Raw genomic sequence first — 16646 nt, 5'->3', positions numbered from 1 at the left:
TAAAAGTATTGGTTCCTTATAGCCCTATTTCTTTTCATCTTCTATATGTAATGGCTCATCTGGATCTATTTCAAAAGATTCTTTAACACTAATGCCTTTACTAGAAGTTTGTTTATTATCATGCTTAGTATCATGCTCAAAAAATCCTTTAAGATCAAATACTTGAGCAAATTTCTTTTGTTTAAAATAAGTATGAGTCATAAAATAGCTTGCAGCGAGAATCATAACAACGAGCACCATAAATGCTGGTAAAAATGAATGTTTCTTAAAGCTTGCTTTATCAAAAGTACCTTTAATAAGTGGATAGCCTATTTTTTTGATGTGGTAGTTAATCTCTCCTGATTCTTTAACTAAGAAGCTAACCATACCATTATCATCTGAAAAGAAGTTTTGAGTTAAGCCCGAGGAATATATAACAGTAAGCTCTGCGTTAGAGATAGGTTCTTGTGTTGCAGAATCAAGGAGCTGAACAGTAGCTTCATTATCTTTAACTAATGGTTTAAGGATTTTAATAGTAATAGACTCTTTAGCTTGCTGCTGGCTTTCACGAACATGGCATTCTCCTTGAACACAATATTGATTAACATCGCAATCATCATTAGCTATACAATCTACGCATTTATGATTATTGCAAAATTTTTCACCGCAGACACTATCATCAGTGCATTCATAAGGAACGCATTTATTAAAAAGAATATTGCCTTGAGGGCAGTCAATTTCTACACATTGGCCTTCAACACATTGTTGTGTTGCTCCACATTGATAACTAAATTGACAAGCACCTAATGATACTGAGGTGCCTACAGAACCAGATTGCCCCTCGCTTCCTCCACCCCCGCCTCCTCCTCCAGCAGCAGCTGCAGTTGTAGTTGTTTCAGCAGGAGGAGGTGTTGCTGGTTTAGGAGAAGATTTTGGAGTGTCAGTAATAGCAATTTGCTGCAAACCTGAATGCTGTAAACCAGTTATGCGATATTTTTGAATATCTGATTGGTAAACGCAGGTATGACTTGCGTTTGCTGTGCCGTCGCATTTCACTTTAAACTCATCTGTTGCATTGCAGCTGTCAGTGATCTCACTAATAGCTGCTATTTCTCTGTCTTTAACACAAACCCCATTGAAACTATTGCTGTTATTAAGAAGATAAACAGTTTTTGTAGTTCCTTTCAAGTCCAAACCATAGATAAAGAGTTGCCCTCTTGAAGGCTCACTGCTTTCCATTAAAGTGATATTAGTTAAATCTAGAATACTAGTATCAAAATCAAAATTAAAAGTAGCAATGGTATCAGAGCCATTGTAAATGCCAACACCTAAAACACTGGTGAAGTTTTGGCTTAAATTAGTTTGATCGTTAACTTTGACACTGATATTAGTTAGATTAGTATCTATATCTGCAAAACTTCCTTTGACTTTATCAAGAGCATCAAGAAGTCCATCGCCATCATCATCAGTATCATTATAATCTGGTTCATCATCATTATCAAGATCATTTTCTTTAACACTAAAAGTAAAAACATAAGGCGCAGATAAAGCAACACCGTTCGTCGCCTTAATGTTTGTCGTCAGATTAATAGTGTAAGAAGTATTTGAAGCAAGTAAAACAAAAGGATTAAACATAGATTGATTGAGAGAACTATCATACGTATAAATGCCTTTAACAGCAGTTCCTAGCTGATCAGAAACAACAAAGCTTGAAGAGGAAACTGTTGCAGGATCAAGACTGCGGCTAAAGGTTACGGCAATGGATTCTTTTCGAGTTGCATTGATAACATTTGAAGCAGGACTTGTTGTTAAAATAGTTGGTGGTGTCAAATCCAAAACAGTAATATTCTCAGTAACCATAGCAGTGTTATTGCGAGCATCAGTAACAGTCAAGGAAACAACAAAAGTTCCTAACAAAGTAAATGTATGTTCAACTATAGATTCATTGCTTGTAGAACTATCATTAAAATCCCATAAATACCCGACAATACCTATATTGTCCGATGAATTGCTTGCATTAAACAGAAGAGGTTTATCAACACCAACACTAGTTGCATTAACGAGTAGAGCAGCTGTTGGAGCAACACTATCAACAACAGAAATTGAAAAAGGAGTTGAAGTTGCATTAAGATCGCTTTGATCATAAAGAACAACATAATAATTGAGAGTAGTTTCATCATTAAGAGGAAGAGTAAAAGTAGCACTAAATAAATCATCAATATATTCAGTCATGGCAATAACACTGCCATTGCTAAGGAAAATATTTCCAGCGGTTACATTGAGATTATCAGTTCCTGAAACATTTAAAGTAATAGTGCTGCCGGTAAATCCACTAACATTTCCCGTAATAGTGTTAATAACTGGAGCTTCAATGCTAACAATACTAATATTCTGAACCAAGGTGCTATCTGAAAAAGTTGCAAAAGCTTGGCCTTCATGAGTCCCATTCTGAACATAAAGCGAAACGAAATCTGCAGAAGTATTGCTGCAAAGCATAGGGCAGCGATAATAGTGAGTATAAGTATCTGGAAATCCACTGCCTGACTGAGTTAAGAAAAGAGAACTAATCCCATTATCACGCTGTAAGGTGCATTGCACTGAAAAATTTGAAAGGTTTTCAGAACTCTGGGCTTGCAATAATTGCCCTTGAGCATTACAAAAAGAAAATGCAGAAACGCGAACACTTAAGACAGTAAAGACTAGTAAACAGAAGAGAACAAATACAACACCATTTTTTTGTAGCATAATATACTAAAATGTGATATTGTTAAGTTTATAAATATTACTTTATATTTCGTTGAAATATAAAGTAATATTTATAAATAATTAAATCTAGAGATTACAACATATAAGTCAAAAGAGGTGTGGAAATGGGAAAAAGAGGAGGAAAAGCTTCTAAAGAATTAGAAGTGATACAACAAAATCCTAGTAGCTTGCGTTATCTTGCATTAGTTGCTATCGTTGCAATAGTTGCCCTAATGTATATGGTAAGCAGCAATGTTTCAAACAACATAACTGTTGATACAAAACATATGGAAGAATTTGATATAGCAGGCCAAGCTTATAGTGCTGTTTGTGAATATGATACTGACTGTGATTATGGTGAAGAATGCCTTCGTGGAAAATGTGTGCCTTTAGAATAATAAGAACAGAGAGAACATGGTAAAGAAAAAAAGAGAGGTTAGTGTAAAGCATCTTGCAGTCGTAGCAACAGTTGCTATTCTTAGTTTATTATTAATGGTAAAAACAACCATGAATGTCCAAGAAACAAACAAAGATTTGTCTGGACAAGCAACAGAAATAATAAAAGCACCAGAACAAAGTAATAATAATAGATACTGGCTTAGGTTAGGTGAAACAAAGAGCATAGATGGTACTCAGTTTACCATAATAGCTGCAAAAGAATCTGACTATTGTAATATCAAGATCAATGATGACGCTACATGGCTTAGACCTGGACAATCAGATAGCAATTCTTATGGAACAGTTAAATTGTTGATGGTTAAAACTGATGTTGCTTCTCCGAACAAACAACCTATTTGTGTTATTGAATATAATAAGGCATAACTTTTATATAACACAAGTTATTCAAAACAATTATGGCTGAGTTTACTGTTACACCATGGGAAGTTTATGGTAATATTGATTATAATAAACTCATCAAAGAGTTCGGTGTTAAACCAATAGATGATAAACTATTAGAGCAAATAAAAAAACATACCGGTGAACTCCATCCTTTTTTGAGAAGGAAATTATTCTTTGCGCACACCAATCTTGATATTGTTTTGAAAGAATTTGAAAAAGGGAATAAATTCTATCTTTACACGGGACGCGCACCTTCAGGACCAGTGCATCTTGGTCATTTAGTGCCATGGTTTTTTGTCAAATGGCTGCAGGATGCATTTGACGTCAAGCTATTATTTCAAATTCCTGATGAAGAAAAGTTTTTTTTCAAAGATAACTTAACGCTTGATGATACTAAAAAATGGGCATATGATAATATCCTTGATATTATTGCCTTAGGCTTTGATCCGAAAAAAACAAAGATTTTCATTGATACAGAATACGCTAAAACCATGTATAAAGAAGCATGTAAAGTAGCAAAAAAAACGACATTTTCAACTGCTAAAGGAATCTTTGGATTTGACAACTCTAATAATGTTGGAGAGATTTTTTATTCCTGCATGCAATCAGTGCCAGCATTCTTGCCGACAATCATCGAGAAAAAAAGAACACTTTGTTTAATTCCCTGCGCTATTGACCAAGATCCACATTTCAGATTGACAAGAGATGTTGCTGAACAAATTGGATACCCAAAACCAGCAACAGTATTGTGCAAGTTCTTGCCTGCACTGCAGGGGAGTTCTGCAAAGATGTCAGCATCAGAAACAGCAACCGCCATTTATGTTAATGATGATGAAAAAACCGTCAGAAATAAAATAATGAAATACGCATTTTCAGGAGGGCAGGCAACCGTTGAAGAGCATCGCAAAAAAGGTGGCAATCCAAATATTGATACGTGTTATCAATGGTTATTATTCTTTGAAGAAGACGATGGGAAACTAAAGAAAATTCACGATGATTACAAATCAGGGAAATTATTGTCTGGTGAATTAAAACAATTGCTTATTGATAAACTCAATGTATTCTTAAAAGAACATCGCAAAAAGCGCGAAGCTGCAAAAGACAAGATAGAGCAGTATATGTTGAGAGATTGATGTTAGTAAAGAGTATAAATATCAGTTGGTGGTTGATTAGGAGATTTGCTATGAACCCTCCGTTTGAAAAACTCTCGAATTCGTCTTTTTAACGGTTTATGAAACAAATCCCTATCTCTTATTTTTTTAATTTTATCAACAATCATTTGATTTACTGTTTCTAAAGGATGACAATAATCTGCAAAATATTCTTTATTATCAGTTAAAGGAATCTGGCGTTGCACATCAATTAAATCTGTTCTTGTTTCTCGAGCAGCCTGTAAAAGAGCTTTTCTATAAGCTAATTTTAATCGTGGCAAAACTCGATCTGCCTCAGACGATTGCTGAAATTTAGATTGCTCAAATAAAACACAAGCTCTTTCTAATTCCTGTGCTAACTGACTATCACCTAAATTTCCCAAAATTTCAAGAGATTCTTCCCTATATTTATCTGATCTTACTCCTGGCTCCCAATCATAATGAACAGGCGGAACAATCAAAATTGGTTTAACACCATACTCACAACAAGTTTCTATCATACATTTAATATTTCTCTTATAATCTTCGACAGTTACTCTTTCACCGCGTGAAGATTCAGAAGGTATTTTTGCATCTAATCTTACCTTATCTTCATATTGGTTATAGGTACAATCATTATTGCCAAAATAAATAGTTACATAATCTACAGTAACACCGCTTCTTGAAAGTTTTTTGAGAAGTAATTCCAAATATTTCTTCCCCTGATAACTGGTATATCCAGGAACTCCTCCATTGAATACATGAGCAAATAGTTGTTCTTCTAGTAAGGTTGGATATGTTTTGTAACCAAAAAATGGAGCGTTTGGATCTTGATTTCCTTTAAAGATTCTATTACTATCCCATCCACTGGTTGAAGAATCACCCATGTTCAAAAAGGTAGGATACCCAGTTCTTACTCCCCTAATAATTTCCTCAAGTAAAACAAATCCTTTTGAAGAGATTAATCTTCCCCCAGGAAACCTAAAACCAAGAGTTTCATCTTCTTCAAAAATTCTGTTGTCATAACCAACCATGAAGGGATTGCTTGAAAATCCGCTAGCAAGATTATCGTTCCCCATAACAGAGTAGTGACATATTGAATATATAATTAATAACTCACCAATTTTGGAGAGTTAATAAAAAGTTTTATATAGTCTAAGAAAAATTATTAAATCATGGAAGAAGAAATATTGCAAAACCTAGGATTTACGTATGCTGAATCAAAAGTGTATCTTCTGCTGTTGGCATTAGGTTCTGTCAAAGTAGGTAAAATTATTGAAAAATCTGGATTACAAAGTTCAACGATACATAATACTTTGAATTCACTTGCAGATAAAGGATATATTACGTATGTGCTAAAAGGAAAGATCAGAATTTATCAAGCAGTAAATCCTAAAAATATTCTAAAAGAGTTAAAGGACAAGGAAGCAAAATTTAAGAGTATTTTACCATTCTTAGAGCAAAAACATAAGTTTGGAGAAGAAAAACCACAAGCAGAGATTTTTGAAGGTATAAAAGGGATAATAAATCTTCTTAATGAACTCATTGAAGACGCAAAAAGAAAGGATTATTATTATTTTTTTGCCATGGATGAATCGAATTTAAATAAGGAGATTCAGAAATTTTTTGAAATGTATGATGTTAAAAGAAAAGATAAAGGTTTGATAATTAAAGGAATTGCAAGAAATGAACTTAAATATCTATTTAAGAGAAGAAAGGCATTGAAGATGAAGTATGTAAGTCATCAAATTCCTTCAAATATAAGCATGTGCAACAACAAAATAGCTATAATATCTTGGGGAGAGAAACCAACAGGAATACTGATCAAATCAAAACAGATATGTAAAAGTCAGAGTGAATTCTTTGAAAGCTTATGGAAAACAGTGTAGTTAGGAAAAGAATAATCATTTCTTAATCAATCTCTCAAACAGCTCCATCACAACCGGCAATTCTTTATAATTCCCTGGCTGAAAATGATGCATATTATGCTTAATTACAAGCTTTGCGCCTAAGTTCTGCTCTAAAACCTTGACTTGATTAAGATTAATGTATTGATCATTATCAGAATGCAAAGCAATAAAATGAGGGCAATGTTTCCGTATCTTTTCCCAAGCAAACGGTTTAGTAAAAAAACTCTTAGTTTCTTCAATGCCTAAATCTGAGCTAAAACCCGCAACAAACAACACACCGCCAACTTTTTTGCCAGCTGGCAGTAATTCAAGAAAACGCATAATAGCTATACAACCAAGACTATGTCCAACAAAATAAGTATCTTCATCTGTAACACCAACAACCTCAAGCAAGGTTTCCAACCATGCTTGTTGCTGTGGATAATCCGGTTCTGGCATTGCAGGCTGAATAACACAGAAACCTTGCTTTTCAAGTTGCTTACTCAGCCATCCATACCATCCTAAATGAGGCTTCCCACCCCAACAATGAACTATAACTGCTTTCTTCATCAAGAAGAGAGTAATCAAAAAATATATAAATCTTATCCACTAAAAAATGACTATGGAACGTGTTATGTTGCCGCAATCATTTTTTCTGATAAGTATTATTGGATTCTTGATTAGTGCAATGTATACTTATTCAGGAACCCTGCCATTAAGCTGGGGATTTTCATTTTGTTTGATTTTTATCATCATGTTTGTAGCTGCCGTTGCATCAATGACGCCATCAGCAGCTGATCTCAAGGAATTATCATGAAGAAAAACAGGAAACAGGGGCATGCAAACACTGCAATAGTTGCAATGATTGCAATAGCAATTATGTTAGTTTTTACTATCCAAGGAACAACTACAGGCAATGGTATGACTGGCTTCGCTATTAATCCTAAGTTGATAAAAACTGGCGATAAATGTTTTGATGCAATGAAACTTGCTGGCTATGCAGATTCTTATGGGACGAAGATCATAGGAGAATACTGCACTTGTATGAAAGGACCAGGAGAAAGGAATGAATGCAAACAGATGCTTGAAGATGATCGTGTTGGTAAAAAAATAGAACAATACCAACCACTTAAAACATGTTTTGACAGAATGAAAATAGCAGGATATGTCCAGAAACATGGGTCAACAAGAGTCAATGCATACTGCGATTGTATGAATACATTAAATAATAAGTGGATCTGTGAAGAAAATTTAGTAAAAGCTAATGAATTCTACCCTATTCTTGAAAGTTATAAGAAAAATTAATAAATACTATGGGTTATTTTATTGTTTTATGGACGTTAATCAACTTATAGAGTCGCTGCATCCTCTTGAAAGAAAAGTTTTACCTCGCCTCAATCAGGTTACTGAATTTTCAGATCTTCTCCAGGTTACTGGTTTAAAAGATGTTGAAGCTATGCGGGCATTGCAATGGCTGCAAAATAAAGGAATAGTAACCGTTAAAGACACTCTGTATGAAGAAATAAAGCTTGATAAGTTTGGCGAATTGTATTTTAAAATAGGATTGCCTGAAAAGCGGTTTCTAGATGTTCTTGAAAAAGCTTTATACGCTTCAGTTCTTAAGCAAAAAGCAGAACTTAATGATCAAGAATTTAACATCTGCATAGGTTTACTGAAAAAACAAGATCTTATAGCTCTGCAAAAAGAAAAAGAAATTCTTGTCAGCTTAACTGATAAAGGTAAAAAAGTACGCGATGTTGGATTGCCTTTGGAGCATTTCATAAATTCATTGAGCAAACCGCGTTCATTATCAACATTAACTCCGGAAGAAAAGCGTATGTTGAGTGAAATTAAAACTCGTCAAGCACTAATCAAGATAGATATTAAACGATTAAAATCATTTCAACTCACTAGCTTAGGAAAACAATTAGCAACTATGAAATTAGCAGACAATGTTGTTGACACGCTCACCAGTCAAATGCTTAAAGAAGGATCATGGCAGGGAAAAAAGTTTAGGCGTTATGATGTTTCTATTAACGTACCTCCTTTATCAGGCGGAAGAAGGCATTTTGTTCAAGAGTCTATTAAATATATCAAAAGAATTTGGTTAGATATGGGATTTAAAGAAATGCAAGGACCAATGGTGCATACTGCATTTTGGGATTTAGATGCTTTATTTGTACCGCAAGATCATCCAGCAAGAACTATGCAAGATACTTTTTATTTAGGTGATAAGAAAATTATGCTGGGGAGTCTTCCCGAAGATTATAAACAGATACAGGCAGTCCATGAGCATGGCGGAAAAACAGGAAGTACAGGTTGGAGAAGCACGTGGAATCCTGAAGAAGCAAAACAGCTTTTGCTTCGTACTCACACGACAGTATTAAGCGCTTTAAAATTGCATGAATTAACTGAAAAAGATTTGCCAGCAAAATTTTTTAATGTAGGAAAAGTATTTAGAAATGAAGCTCTTGACTGGAAGCATCAGTTTGAATTTTATCAAGTGGATGGGATTGTTATTGATCCCGAAGCAAATTTCAAGCATCTTAAAGGTTATCTCAGACAATTTTTTATGAAAATGGGTTATCCTGATGTTCGCATAAGGCCTGCGCATTTTCCCTATACTGAACCAAGCGTAGAGGTCGATGTTTTGCATCCTGTAAAAAAAGAGTGGGTTGAATTAGGCGGAGCAGGTATCTTCAGGCCGGAAGTAGTTCAGCCGTTGCTCGGAAAAGAGGTTCCTGTTTTAGCATGGGGATTGGGGTTTGGCAGGATTATCTCAGAATATTATTCTATTACTGATATTCGTGATTTAGATAACAGTGATTTAAAAAAATTACGTGAAATTAAGCTCTGGACTCGAGGCGTTGTATAGGTGTTTATGGTATGCCAACCGTTACTTTAAATAAAACAGTTTTTGAAAAATTAGTGGGAAAGAAATTGCCTCTTGATAGACTCAAAGACAGGATTTCTATGTTAGGCACTGACCTTGAAAGCATTGAAGATAATCAGATTAATGTAGAGATTTTTCCCAACAGGCCAGATATGCTAAGCGAACAAGGGTTTAGTCGAGCCTTTAGCAGTTTTATCGGTGAAAAAACAGGATTGCGGAAATATGAGGTTAAGAAAAGCGGCTATAAAGTTATTGTTGATAAATCTGTTGCAATGCGTCCTTATACTGTTTGCGCTGTGGTGAAAAACCTTAAACTAGACGATGAAAAAATACGAGAACTTATGCAAGTTCAAGAGAAACTTGCTACTACTCATGGCAGGAATAGAAAGAAATCAGAATATGGTTTTTATCATTTAGAGAAAATTAATTTTCCGGTAACTTATATTGCAAAAGATCCTACAGAAATTAGTTTTAAACCATTAGGTTTTGATGAAGTTATGCCTGCTTTAAGAGTGGAAGAAATCCATCCTAAAGGCAAAGCTTACAAATGGCTTGCAGATGACTGGAAAAAGAAAGGTTTTAACAAATATCCTTTTTTTATAGACGGAAAAAACATGATAATAGCAATGCTTCCCTATACTAACTCTAATGAAGCAGGAAAAATAGATACTACTACGGCAAATGTTTTTGTTGAAGCAACAGGCAGTGATTTATCTAATATCTCTGTCGCATTAAATATTTTAGTAACTACATTAGCAGATATGGGTGGAGAAATTTATTCCGTAGCTGTAGAATATCCTGATAAAACTATTATTACTCCAGATTTAGCTCCTTCAAAAATGAAACTAGATCTTCCTTACATCAACAAATCATTAGGATTATCTTTATCAGAGAAACAAGCCAAGGAACTGTTGGAACGCATGGGTTATGGTTATGAAAAAGGCAATGTTTTAATTCCTGCGTATCGCGCAGATATTTTACATCAAGTTGACCTTGTGGAAGACATTGCCATTGCTTATGGCTATGAAAAATTTGAAGAACTTATTCCTCAAGTTGCAACTATTGCAGAAGAAGATCGCTTTGAACAGTTTAAGAGTAAAATTGCAGACCTTTTAGTTGGTTTAGGTTTTTTTGAAACAAGCACGCATCATTTAGTGCCAAAAGAAATTCAGACAACATCTATGGATGCTATCCAAGATGTTTTATCTGTTGTTGACCCTGTTAGCATTGAATTTAACACGCTTCGTGCATGGATGCTGCCGAGCCTCATGCAAGTTCTTCACATAAACAAGCATAATGAATATCCGCAGCATTTATTTGAGATGGGAACAGTTTTTAATAAAGGATCTGTTAGCAAACATAATCAAACAGGTGTTATTGAAGAACAGCATCTTGTTGTTGTGCTATGTGGTGAGAGAAATGACTTTACTCGGATACGGCAAGTTCTTGATTACTTATTTAAGTTATTAGAACTATCATATACAACAGCTAGTGTAGATCATCATTCTTTTATTCCAGGAAGGGTTGCTGGAATCAAAGTTGGTTCAACTTCACTTGGGTTTTTAGGTGAACTTAAACCTTCAGTGATACATAATTTTAGTCTTGAGTATCCTGTTGTTGCACTTGAAATTAATCTTACTTCAATTTTTAATTCTATTCTCAGCAATATAGGATCTCATCATAAATAATGCTACGACCATTGAAACAACAAATCCTAATAATTGTTCAAGTGGTGTTGTGATAAAAATAGCATAAGGAATAAACTCGAGCAAAGAGAACATAAACATAACTATTGACAACGGAACTATCACTAAAAGCATAATACCAAAAGTTGCAAATACATGTATTGGATTTTTTAATAAATACTGATAACTTCGCTTTAATGTCTCTAAGACTCCTGTGTTTTGAGTAACAATCATAACTCTTGCAAAAAATTGACTGAAATAAAGAAAAATTGCGTAAACAACAAATACTATTGCTAGAATTCCAGCTAGAACTCCAAAAATAACTTGCAGCGCTCCTTCATTTGCTAGAAGTGCAAACACTATTAGTAATCCTATTATTAATAATGGGATGCCGATTAATCCAAAAGTATATAATAAACTATATTTGAAATATGTTTTCCAGTAAATATTCCCATAATAAAATGCTTTTTTGAACGGACAAAAACCTTTTATTGCAATCTCTTTAAGAAATCCAAACGTCATACTGGTAATGTAGTTCCCCAAGATCATAATTACGAGCAACCAGATCATTAATTCTACCATCCCTACAACAATAAATTGTATGCTCATAATATTTATGTTATTAATAGTACTCAAAGTATTTCCACTTGCTAACAACAATATCCAAAAAAATAATCCACCCAAACCAAGAATAATTAATAGATATACCAAACCAACCAACAGAAACCAAAAAATATTGAGATTTTTTCCAAAAAGCTTTATTGCAGTTCCAAGTTCTTGGAAATAATCAGTCATACGTTAACATCATTCCTTTTTTGTTTTAAATACTTTTTCTTTTTTCTTGCGTATTCGCTTAGCCCTTGTTGTTGGTTGTTTAGCTTGTGCAGCTTTTTCTTGACAGAGTATATTTAATGTTTTCAACACTTCAACTACTTTTTCATGTGAAACATCTTTAGAAATCTTAACTTTATCCTGTGTAGGTTCAAGGTGCAGTATATTACATTTTCTTCGCCTTGTTTGTCCATCAATAATAACGGTTCTTTCATCTACATTGTCTACAATGACACCATATTTACCAGCATCCCTGCCAGCAATTTTCATACAAACTCTGCCTATTTCAAACATATAACATCCCTCCTGTCTCGCGTCTTAAGGTTGTCGCCAAATCCTTAGAGACATTCTCAATTGAGAATTCTAATGATTATCTTTTTATTGAATCCGCACACGTTGTTTTAATGCCATCCGCATAGCGCGTGATGATAATACTCCACCAAAAGGACGTGAAGGCCGTTTTGAGCTTTTTGGCATATTCTGCATTTTACATGAATTAGCTCTTGGAACACCTTTTAATGTTTCACCAGTAATAGGGCATGTGCCTAATTTAGGCTTTCTTGGTCTATAATGAATGATATTCCTTCCTCCTGGTGTTCTTATATATACCCTTCGCAATGTTCTTGATCTTTTTCTTGGTTCTGGCATATTATTCTCCTCATTAATATTTAGTTTTTTGTCTTCTTACTATTTCTTTTAGATATTATATGGTTTTTTTACTTGCTTTTTAAAGGTTGTTATTTTGGGAGAAAAAATACTTCAAAAAATTTAAATTGTTGTAATCACTTCAAATTCATCGCCTTTAACATCGAAATTATCTAAATTTGTTAAAACCTTTGCTGCTGCAAAAGTATCATCATCAGAATAACCTTCTACAATTATTGCATATTTACCATTTTGATGCGGAATCAATTTGATTTTACCTTTGCCAGGTTCAAGCCCATTTTTGCAATCTTCAGGATTATTATGTAATGCTGCTGTAACTGCATTTACACAAGAATTACCAATTACGATCATATTTTGTGCATAAATATTCGGTATTTCAGAATCTAACTTCATAATATTCTCTTGTACATTCATTTCTTTTTGCAAAGAAGCCAAAATATCATTAGCAGCAATAATATAGCTTGCTGAAGCACTTATACCTATTACTATAATACCATCAAACTTTCCGTTAGTTTCAAGAAAATCAGGAAAGTCATTAAGTTCATATCCTAAATTGTAGCATGAGTCTAATGCTTTATCTATTTCTTTTTTGAATTTAGAATAAGGTTGAGCACCACTAACTTCTTCTCCATTTATAAGAAAGTAAGGAACACTATAAATTCCTAAGTTAATAGCATCATTCATATCATTTGTTACTTCATCTTGATATTTGCCTTTTATTAAACAGTTAGTGAATTGATTTATGTTGAGCTTTTTTTCTTTTGCAATCAAACGAAAAGTAGTAGTATCTAATTTTTTATTTAAATTATTGAAAGTATTGAGCACATTGTAATTAAATAATGCTGTATGATACTCCCAAAATTTACCTTGTTCATCTGCACATTCAGCTGCTTCTGCTGCTTTTTGTGCTTGAGGATGAAAAGCTAACGGATAATCTCTGTACACGAGTTTTGCTTTCCCTGTTCCAATGTAATCTTTTTTTATGTAATGCAATGTTTCTTTATAGAATTTTGCGCTAAATGGCTCTTGATAGTCACCAAACCAAACAATTGAAATGGGAGCATTTTTGTCTCCTAAAACAGGATCATCATCATTATATTCATTATAAGGGCATTCGTTAGCCATTACTAATTGTGCTAAGGCAAAGCATATGAATAAGATTATGATTATTTTCTTCATTAAAACCCTCACCAAATAGTAAAGAAAAGGGGTTTAATTTAAATATTTTATTGCTATCTCCCCTATTTTAGTAAACCTTCATCACTTTTCTCAAGCTTATGCTAAATATAATTGAAAAAATGATATATGTTCCCAGCCATCCAAATCCTCCTATCCATGGTATTGATTGTAGTACTGGAATTCCTTGAAATGGCTGGACTTTTTTATTGCTCATAATTATTTTTTTTAATTTACTTTTTTTGATTAAAGTAATTGGCGGCTTATACTCAGTAAGCTCTTGATTTTCAGCAATAATTATTTCATTTTTGTGTTCTTCACCAATATCATTACTTACGTTATATTTTAAAATATATTGCCCTGCTTTTCCTTTCATAATAAAGGTCGCTTTGTTTTCAAGAATTGGTTGCACTCTATCGGTTAACATTTCAATGTTTTGCGGTATGATGATACTCACATTTCCTACGGTAGGATCTTCAAATTCTAAGGTAGTGCTAAATTCTTGGTCTTGAACAATTGGATAATACCCCATATGTGCATGTAACCAGCCAAAGATTAATATCAAAGGAATAAACGTAAGCAATGTTGGCTTTAATGACTGCATCATATACTTCATATTTGTTTCCATTGCTTTTTTCTGCACTTCCATCATTTTTTCAGGCTTGTCCCGAAGTGTTTTCATTTCATTTTGAAATTCCTTAATTTCTTCTTTCAATCGCTTCATTAAATCCTGGTCAGTAAACTTCTTATATGCTAATGTCATTAAAAATGAAAGAATGCCTGAAATAATTATAATTGAAATTAACGAAGGCAATTTTAACAGTGGAGATAGAAAAGGGTCAAGAATTGCATTTAATACCATCTTAACTTTCTCCCATCATCTTTCGCATCATAGGATGCATGTCCATCATATGCTGCTTAGCAATATCTTCATATAGTTTGTAAATAATCATAACTGTTAATAAAATTCCTGTACCTTGGCCAAGGGCCCCGAGAATATCAGCAATGCTGGATAAAAATCCAATAGTTGCTCCACCCATAATCGTTAATGGCCCAATATATCTTTCAAGAAGTCGCTCTAAAATACGCTCATCTCTTCTAAATCCAGGGATTGTTAACCCAGATGCCATCATTTGTTTTGCTTGTGACCGTGCATCCATGCCTGAGGTTTGCACCCAAAAATAAGAGAATAACATACAGCCAATAATCATGATTAGCATATAGGTTACTGCTTGGACATAGGGTTGCCACCCTATATCAAATCCATTGTTCTGGATAATCATCCCTAATAATCCTGATTGCCCTCCAGGCGGGTAAATCCAGGTGATTAAACCTGAAATAGCATTTCCATTTGCATCTACTCTACCGAGAAATGTGTATCCCCAATTATTGAGCAATCTCGCCCAAAGCTGAATATTTGCTAATAATGCTGAAACAAGAATAACAGGCAATACATTAGCATAGGTGAAACTTAAAGGCCATCGAATACCATGCCCTCGAACACGGCCAAATGAAAGCGGAATCTCGATTTTCATTGATTGAATATAAACTGCAATAATAAATACTAAGATGGTTGAAATAATTGCAGCAAGGGCCATGAGAATAACACTGATATCTCCTCTTCCAAATGCCTGAAACATTTGTGGAATTGCGCCAACTACATAGGTGAATTCGCCTGAAACTGCTTCTTGTCCTGGCATCCAGCTTAATGCTCGAATAAAAATAGATTTTGATACTCCTGCTGCAATAAACAAACTTACCCCAGAACCAAATCCCCATTTACTGGCAATTTGGTCCATTAATACAATCATGTATCCTCCTAAAGTTAATTGGAAAATTAATAGCAATTCTAAACCAAAGTATAAACCAGTGCCACGTAATGCTTGATCAGGCGCTAAACCACCCATTAACACATAAATACTTGCTTCAAAAATAATGAAAAAGATGGTCATCACTTTTTGCAGCCCTTGAAAATCCTTTTTTCCTTCAGTTGTCGTTAAATCAAAGTGCAAAATTCCTGATCCATTCAAAAGCTGCAATACAATTGAACTTGTTACAATTGGACCAATACCTAATGAAATAATACTTCCAAAACTTGCACCAAGAATAACTGATAGAAATTCAAATCTTTGTAAAAAATTAACATTCAATCCAAATAAAGGAATTATCCCTAATACAAAAAATAACACCAGAATTAAACCTGTCCACTTCAATTTTTCCTTAAATGAAAGTTTTCGTTGCGTAGGACCTTCAACTTCAGGAAGGTAGGTACTGATGGTTTTTAACCATTTCATAATGTGCCTCTTTTATGATCTCTTATCATACAGCAGTCTCTGCTTCTTTTGCAGTTTCTTCAGCTTTTTTTTCAACCATAACTTCTCCACCAGCATCTTGCACTTTCTTTATTGCATTTGCTGATGCGTATTGAGCAGTTATTTTGAATTTTGTTTTAGTATTACCTGTTGCTAATAACTTGTCGTATCCTAATTTTTTTAAATCAATAATTGTAAAACCCTTTTCTTCTTGAATTACTTTAGCTTTTAATAAATATTCTCGTTTTCTTTCCAACTCAACTATGTTGATAGCACACACTTCTTTTTTATTTGGTCTTACAAAACCATGTCTGCCAAAAACTCTTTTTTCTTTTAAGTAGGTTGGTTTTTTTGCATCCCCTCGTTTTCCAGAACCTGCATTACCTACTCCTCCTTGATGACCAGAACCTCTATGTTTTTTCATAGCTCCCCATCCATGGGTTTTTGTGCCTCGCATTCTTACAGATTTTTTTTTCTTATGGGTGCGTATAACCGTCATT

Annotated in this window: 18 protein-coding genes; 8 read left to right on the top strand and 10 right to left on the bottom strand. The window is 34.0% G+C overall.

Annotated features, from left to right (window positions below):
• Positions 1-24: 24 nt before the first annotated feature.
• Positions 25-2724 (bottom strand): Ig-like domain-containing protein, encoded by a 2700-nt coding sequence (locus HYY69_03150; GenBank protein MBI3032448.1) that lies wholly within the window; start codon positions 2722-2724, stop codon positions 25-27.
• 125 nt (positions 2725-2849) lie between these two features.
• Between HYY69_03150 and HYY69_03145 the strand changes: the two genes are divergently transcribed.
• Genes HYY69_03145 through HYY69_03135 form a run of 3 tightly spaced genes read left to right on the top strand, consistent with a single transcriptional unit; the run spans position 2850 to position 4697 of the window.
• Positions 2850-3122: a hypothetical protein gene (locus HYY69_03145; protein MBI3032447.1), complete on the top strand. Its 273-nt coding sequence runs from the start codon at positions 2850-2852 to the stop codon at positions 3120-3122.
• A gap of 16 nt (positions 3123-3138) precedes the next feature.
• Positions 3139-3546, top strand: coding sequence for a hypothetical protein (locus HYY69_03140; protein MBI3032446.1), 408 nt, complete (start codon positions 3139-3141; stop codon positions 3544-3546).
• A gap of 32 nt (positions 3547-3578) precedes the next feature.
• Positions 3579-4697: a tryptophan--tRNA ligase gene (locus HYY69_03135; protein MBI3032445.1), complete on the top strand. Its 1119-nt coding sequence runs from the start codon at positions 3579-3581 to the stop codon at positions 4695-4697.
• A 2-nt stretch (positions 4698-4699) separates the two neighbouring features.
• Here the strand turns inward: HYY69_03135 and HYY69_03130 are convergent, their stop codons facing one another.
• Entirely contained in the window at positions 4700-5773 is a 1074-nt protein-coding gene (locus HYY69_03130; protein ID MBI3032444.1) for a hypothetical protein, read from the bottom strand.
• Between the two features lie 96 nt (positions 5774-5869).
• Between HYY69_03130 and HYY69_03125 the strand changes: the two genes are divergently transcribed.
• Positions 5870-6583, top strand: a complete 714-nt coding sequence (locus tag HYY69_03125) for a BlaI/MecI/CopY family transcriptional regulator (protein ID MBI3032443.1) — start codon at positions 5870-5872, stop codon at positions 6581-6583.
• Between the two features lie 15 nt (positions 6584-6598).
• On the opposite strand, the gene HYY69_03120 is transcribed toward HYY69_03125, so the two are convergent.
• The gene (locus HYY69_03120; GenBank protein MBI3032442.1) at positions 6599-7153 is read right to left on the bottom strand and encodes a serine hydrolase family protein; all 555 of its coding nucleotides are present in this window, start codon (positions 7151-7153) and stop codon (positions 6599-6601) included.
• A gap of 52 nt (positions 7154-7205) precedes the next feature.
• On the opposite strand from HYY69_03120, the gene HYY69_03115 reads away from it, so the two are divergent.
• The 4 genes from HYY69_03115 to HYY69_03100 are packed head-to-tail and all read left to right on the top strand — an operon-like array spanning position 7206 to position 11164.
• Positions 7206-7400 (top strand): hypothetical protein, encoded by a 195-nt coding sequence (locus tag HYY69_03115; GenBank protein ID MBI3032441.1) that lies wholly within the window; start codon positions 7206-7208, stop codon positions 7398-7400.
• Positions 7397-7888, top strand: a complete 492-nt coding sequence (locus HYY69_03110) for a hypothetical protein (GenBank protein ID MBI3032440.1) — start codon at positions 7397-7399, stop codon at positions 7886-7888. The genes HYY69_03115 and HYY69_03110 overlap by 4 nt, the downstream gene beginning before the upstream one ends.
• A 28-nt stretch (positions 7889-7916) precedes the next feature.
• Complete coding sequence (locus tag HYY69_03105; GenBank protein ID MBI3032439.1) at positions 7917-9458, top strand: phenylalanine--tRNA ligase subunit alpha; 1542 nt, start codon at positions 7917-7919, stop codon at positions 9456-9458.
• Between the two features lie 11 nt (positions 9459-9469).
• Positions 9470-11164: a phenylalanine--tRNA ligase subunit beta gene (locus HYY69_03100; protein ID MBI3032438.1), complete on the top strand. Its 1695-nt coding sequence runs from the start codon at positions 9470-9472 to the stop codon at positions 11162-11164.
• Here HYY69_03100 and HYY69_03095 read toward each other — a convergent pair.
• The 7 genes from HYY69_03095 to HYY69_03065 form a co-directional block, all read right to left on the bottom strand.
• The gene (locus tag HYY69_03095; protein MBI3032437.1) at positions 11117-11956 is read right to left on the bottom strand and encodes a hypothetical protein; all 840 of its coding nucleotides are present in this window, start codon (positions 11954-11956) and stop codon (positions 11117-11119) included. The genes HYY69_03100 and HYY69_03095 overlap by 48 nt on opposite strands.
• A 9-nt stretch (positions 11957-11965) precedes the next feature.
• Positions 11966-12286, bottom strand: coding sequence for a 50S ribosomal protein L14e (locus HYY69_03090; protein MBI3032436.1), 321 nt, complete (start codon positions 12284-12286; stop codon positions 11966-11968).
• An 84-nt stretch (positions 12287-12370) separates the two neighbouring features.
• Entirely contained in the window at positions 12371-12640 is a 270-nt protein-coding gene (locus HYY69_03085) for a 50S ribosomal protein L34e (GenBank protein ID MBI3032435.1), read from the bottom strand.
• 120 nt (positions 12641-12760) lie between these two features.
• Positions 12761-13837, bottom strand: coding sequence for a thioredoxin domain-containing protein (locus HYY69_03080; protein ID MBI3032434.1), 1077 nt, complete (start codon positions 13835-13837; stop codon positions 12761-12763).
• A 67-nt stretch (positions 13838-13904) separates the two neighbouring features.
• Positions 13905-14696, bottom strand: a complete 792-nt coding sequence (locus HYY69_03075) for a DUF106 domain-containing protein (protein ID MBI3032433.1) — start codon at positions 14694-14696, stop codon at positions 13905-13907.
• 1 nt (position 14697) lies between these two features.
• The gene (gene secY, locus HYY69_03070) at positions 14698-16128 is read right to left on the bottom strand and encodes a preprotein translocase subunit SecY (GenBank protein ID MBI3032432.1); all 1431 of its coding nucleotides are present in this window, start codon (positions 16126-16128) and stop codon (positions 14698-14700) included.
• A gap of 25 nt (positions 16129-16153) precedes the next feature.
• Complete coding sequence (locus tag HYY69_03065; GenBank protein MBI3032431.1) at positions 16154-16645, bottom strand: uL15 family ribosomal protein; 492 nt, start codon at positions 16643-16645, stop codon at positions 16154-16156.
• Position 16646: the final 1 nt, after the last annotated feature.

This window comes from Candidatus Woesearchaeota archaeon (genome assembly GCA_016192995.1).
GTDB lineage: Archaea > Nanobdellota > Nanobdellia > Woesearchaeales > DSVV01 > JACPTB01.
The sequence above is the reverse complement of the archived record's forward strand: the minus strand, read 5'-3'. Positions and strand labels throughout refer to the sequence as shown.

What these genes read in the sequence shown, in the direction of transcription:
- HYY69_03150 (MBI3032448.1), bottom strand. Translation starts at nt 2,724, where the DNA reads ATGCTACAAAAAAATGGTGTTGTATTTGTTCTCTTCTGTTTACTAGTC.
- HYY69_03145 (MBI3032447.1), top strand. Translation starts at nt 2,850, where the DNA reads ATGGGAAAAAGAGGAGGAAAAGCTTCTAAAGAATTAGAAGTGATACAA.
- HYY69_03140 (MBI3032446.1), top strand. Translation starts at nt 3,139, where the DNA reads ATGGTAAAGAAAAAAAGAGAGGTTAGTGTAAAGCATCTTGCAGTCGTA.
- HYY69_03135 (MBI3032445.1), top strand. Translation starts at nt 3,579, where the DNA reads ATGGCTGAGTTTACTGTTACACCATGGGAAGTTTATGGTAATATTGAT.
- HYY69_03130 (MBI3032444.1), bottom strand. Translation starts at nt 5,773, where the DNA reads ATGGGGAACGATAATCTTGCTAGCGGATTTTCAAGCAATCCCTTCATG.
- HYY69_03125 (MBI3032443.1), top strand. Translation starts at nt 5,870, where the DNA reads ATGGAAGAAGAAATATTGCAAAACCTAGGATTTACGTATGCTGAATCA.
- HYY69_03120 (MBI3032442.1), bottom strand. Translation starts at nt 7,153, where the DNA reads ATGAAGAAAGCAGTTATAGTTCATTGTTGGGGTGGGAAGCCTCATTTA.
- HYY69_03115 (MBI3032441.1), top strand. Translation starts at nt 7,206, where the DNA reads ATGGAACGTGTTATGTTGCCGCAATCATTTTTTCTGATAAGTATTATT.
- HYY69_03110 (MBI3032440.1), top strand. Translation starts at nt 7,397, where the DNA reads ATGAAGAAAAACAGGAAACAGGGGCATGCAAACACTGCAATAGTTGCA.
- HYY69_03105 (MBI3032439.1), top strand. Translation starts at nt 7,917, where the DNA reads ATGGACGTTAATCAACTTATAGAGTCGCTGCATCCTCTTGAAAGAAAA.
- HYY69_03100 (MBI3032438.1), top strand. Translation starts at nt 9,470, where the DNA reads ATGCCAACCGTTACTTTAAATAAAACAGTTTTTGAAAAATTAGTGGGA.
- HYY69_03095 (MBI3032437.1), bottom strand. Translation starts at nt 11,956, where the DNA reads ATGACTGATTATTTCCAAGAACTTGGAACTGCAATAAAGCTTTTTGGA.
- HYY69_03090 (MBI3032436.1), bottom strand. Translation starts at nt 12,286, where the DNA reads ATGTTTGAAATAGGCAGAGTTTGTATGAAAATTGCTGGCAGGGATGCT.
- HYY69_03085 (MBI3032435.1), bottom strand. Translation starts at nt 12,640, where the DNA reads ATGCCAGAACCAAGAAAAAGATCAAGAACATTGCGAAGGGTATATATA.
- HYY69_03080 (MBI3032434.1), bottom strand. Translation starts at nt 13,837, where the DNA reads ATGAAGAAAATAATCATAATCTTATTCATATGCTTTGCCTTAGCACAA.
- HYY69_03075 (MBI3032433.1), bottom strand. Translation starts at nt 14,696, where the DNA reads ATGGTATTAAATGCAATTCTTGACCCTTTTCTATCTCCACTGTTAAAA.
- secY (MBI3032432.1), bottom strand. Translation starts at nt 16,128, where the DNA reads ATGAAATGGTTAAAAACCATCAGTACCTACCTTCCTGAAGTTGAAGGT.
- HYY69_03065 (MBI3032431.1), bottom strand. Translation starts at nt 16,645, where the DNA reads ATGACGGTTATACGCACCCATAAGAAAAAAAAATCTGTAAGAATGCGA.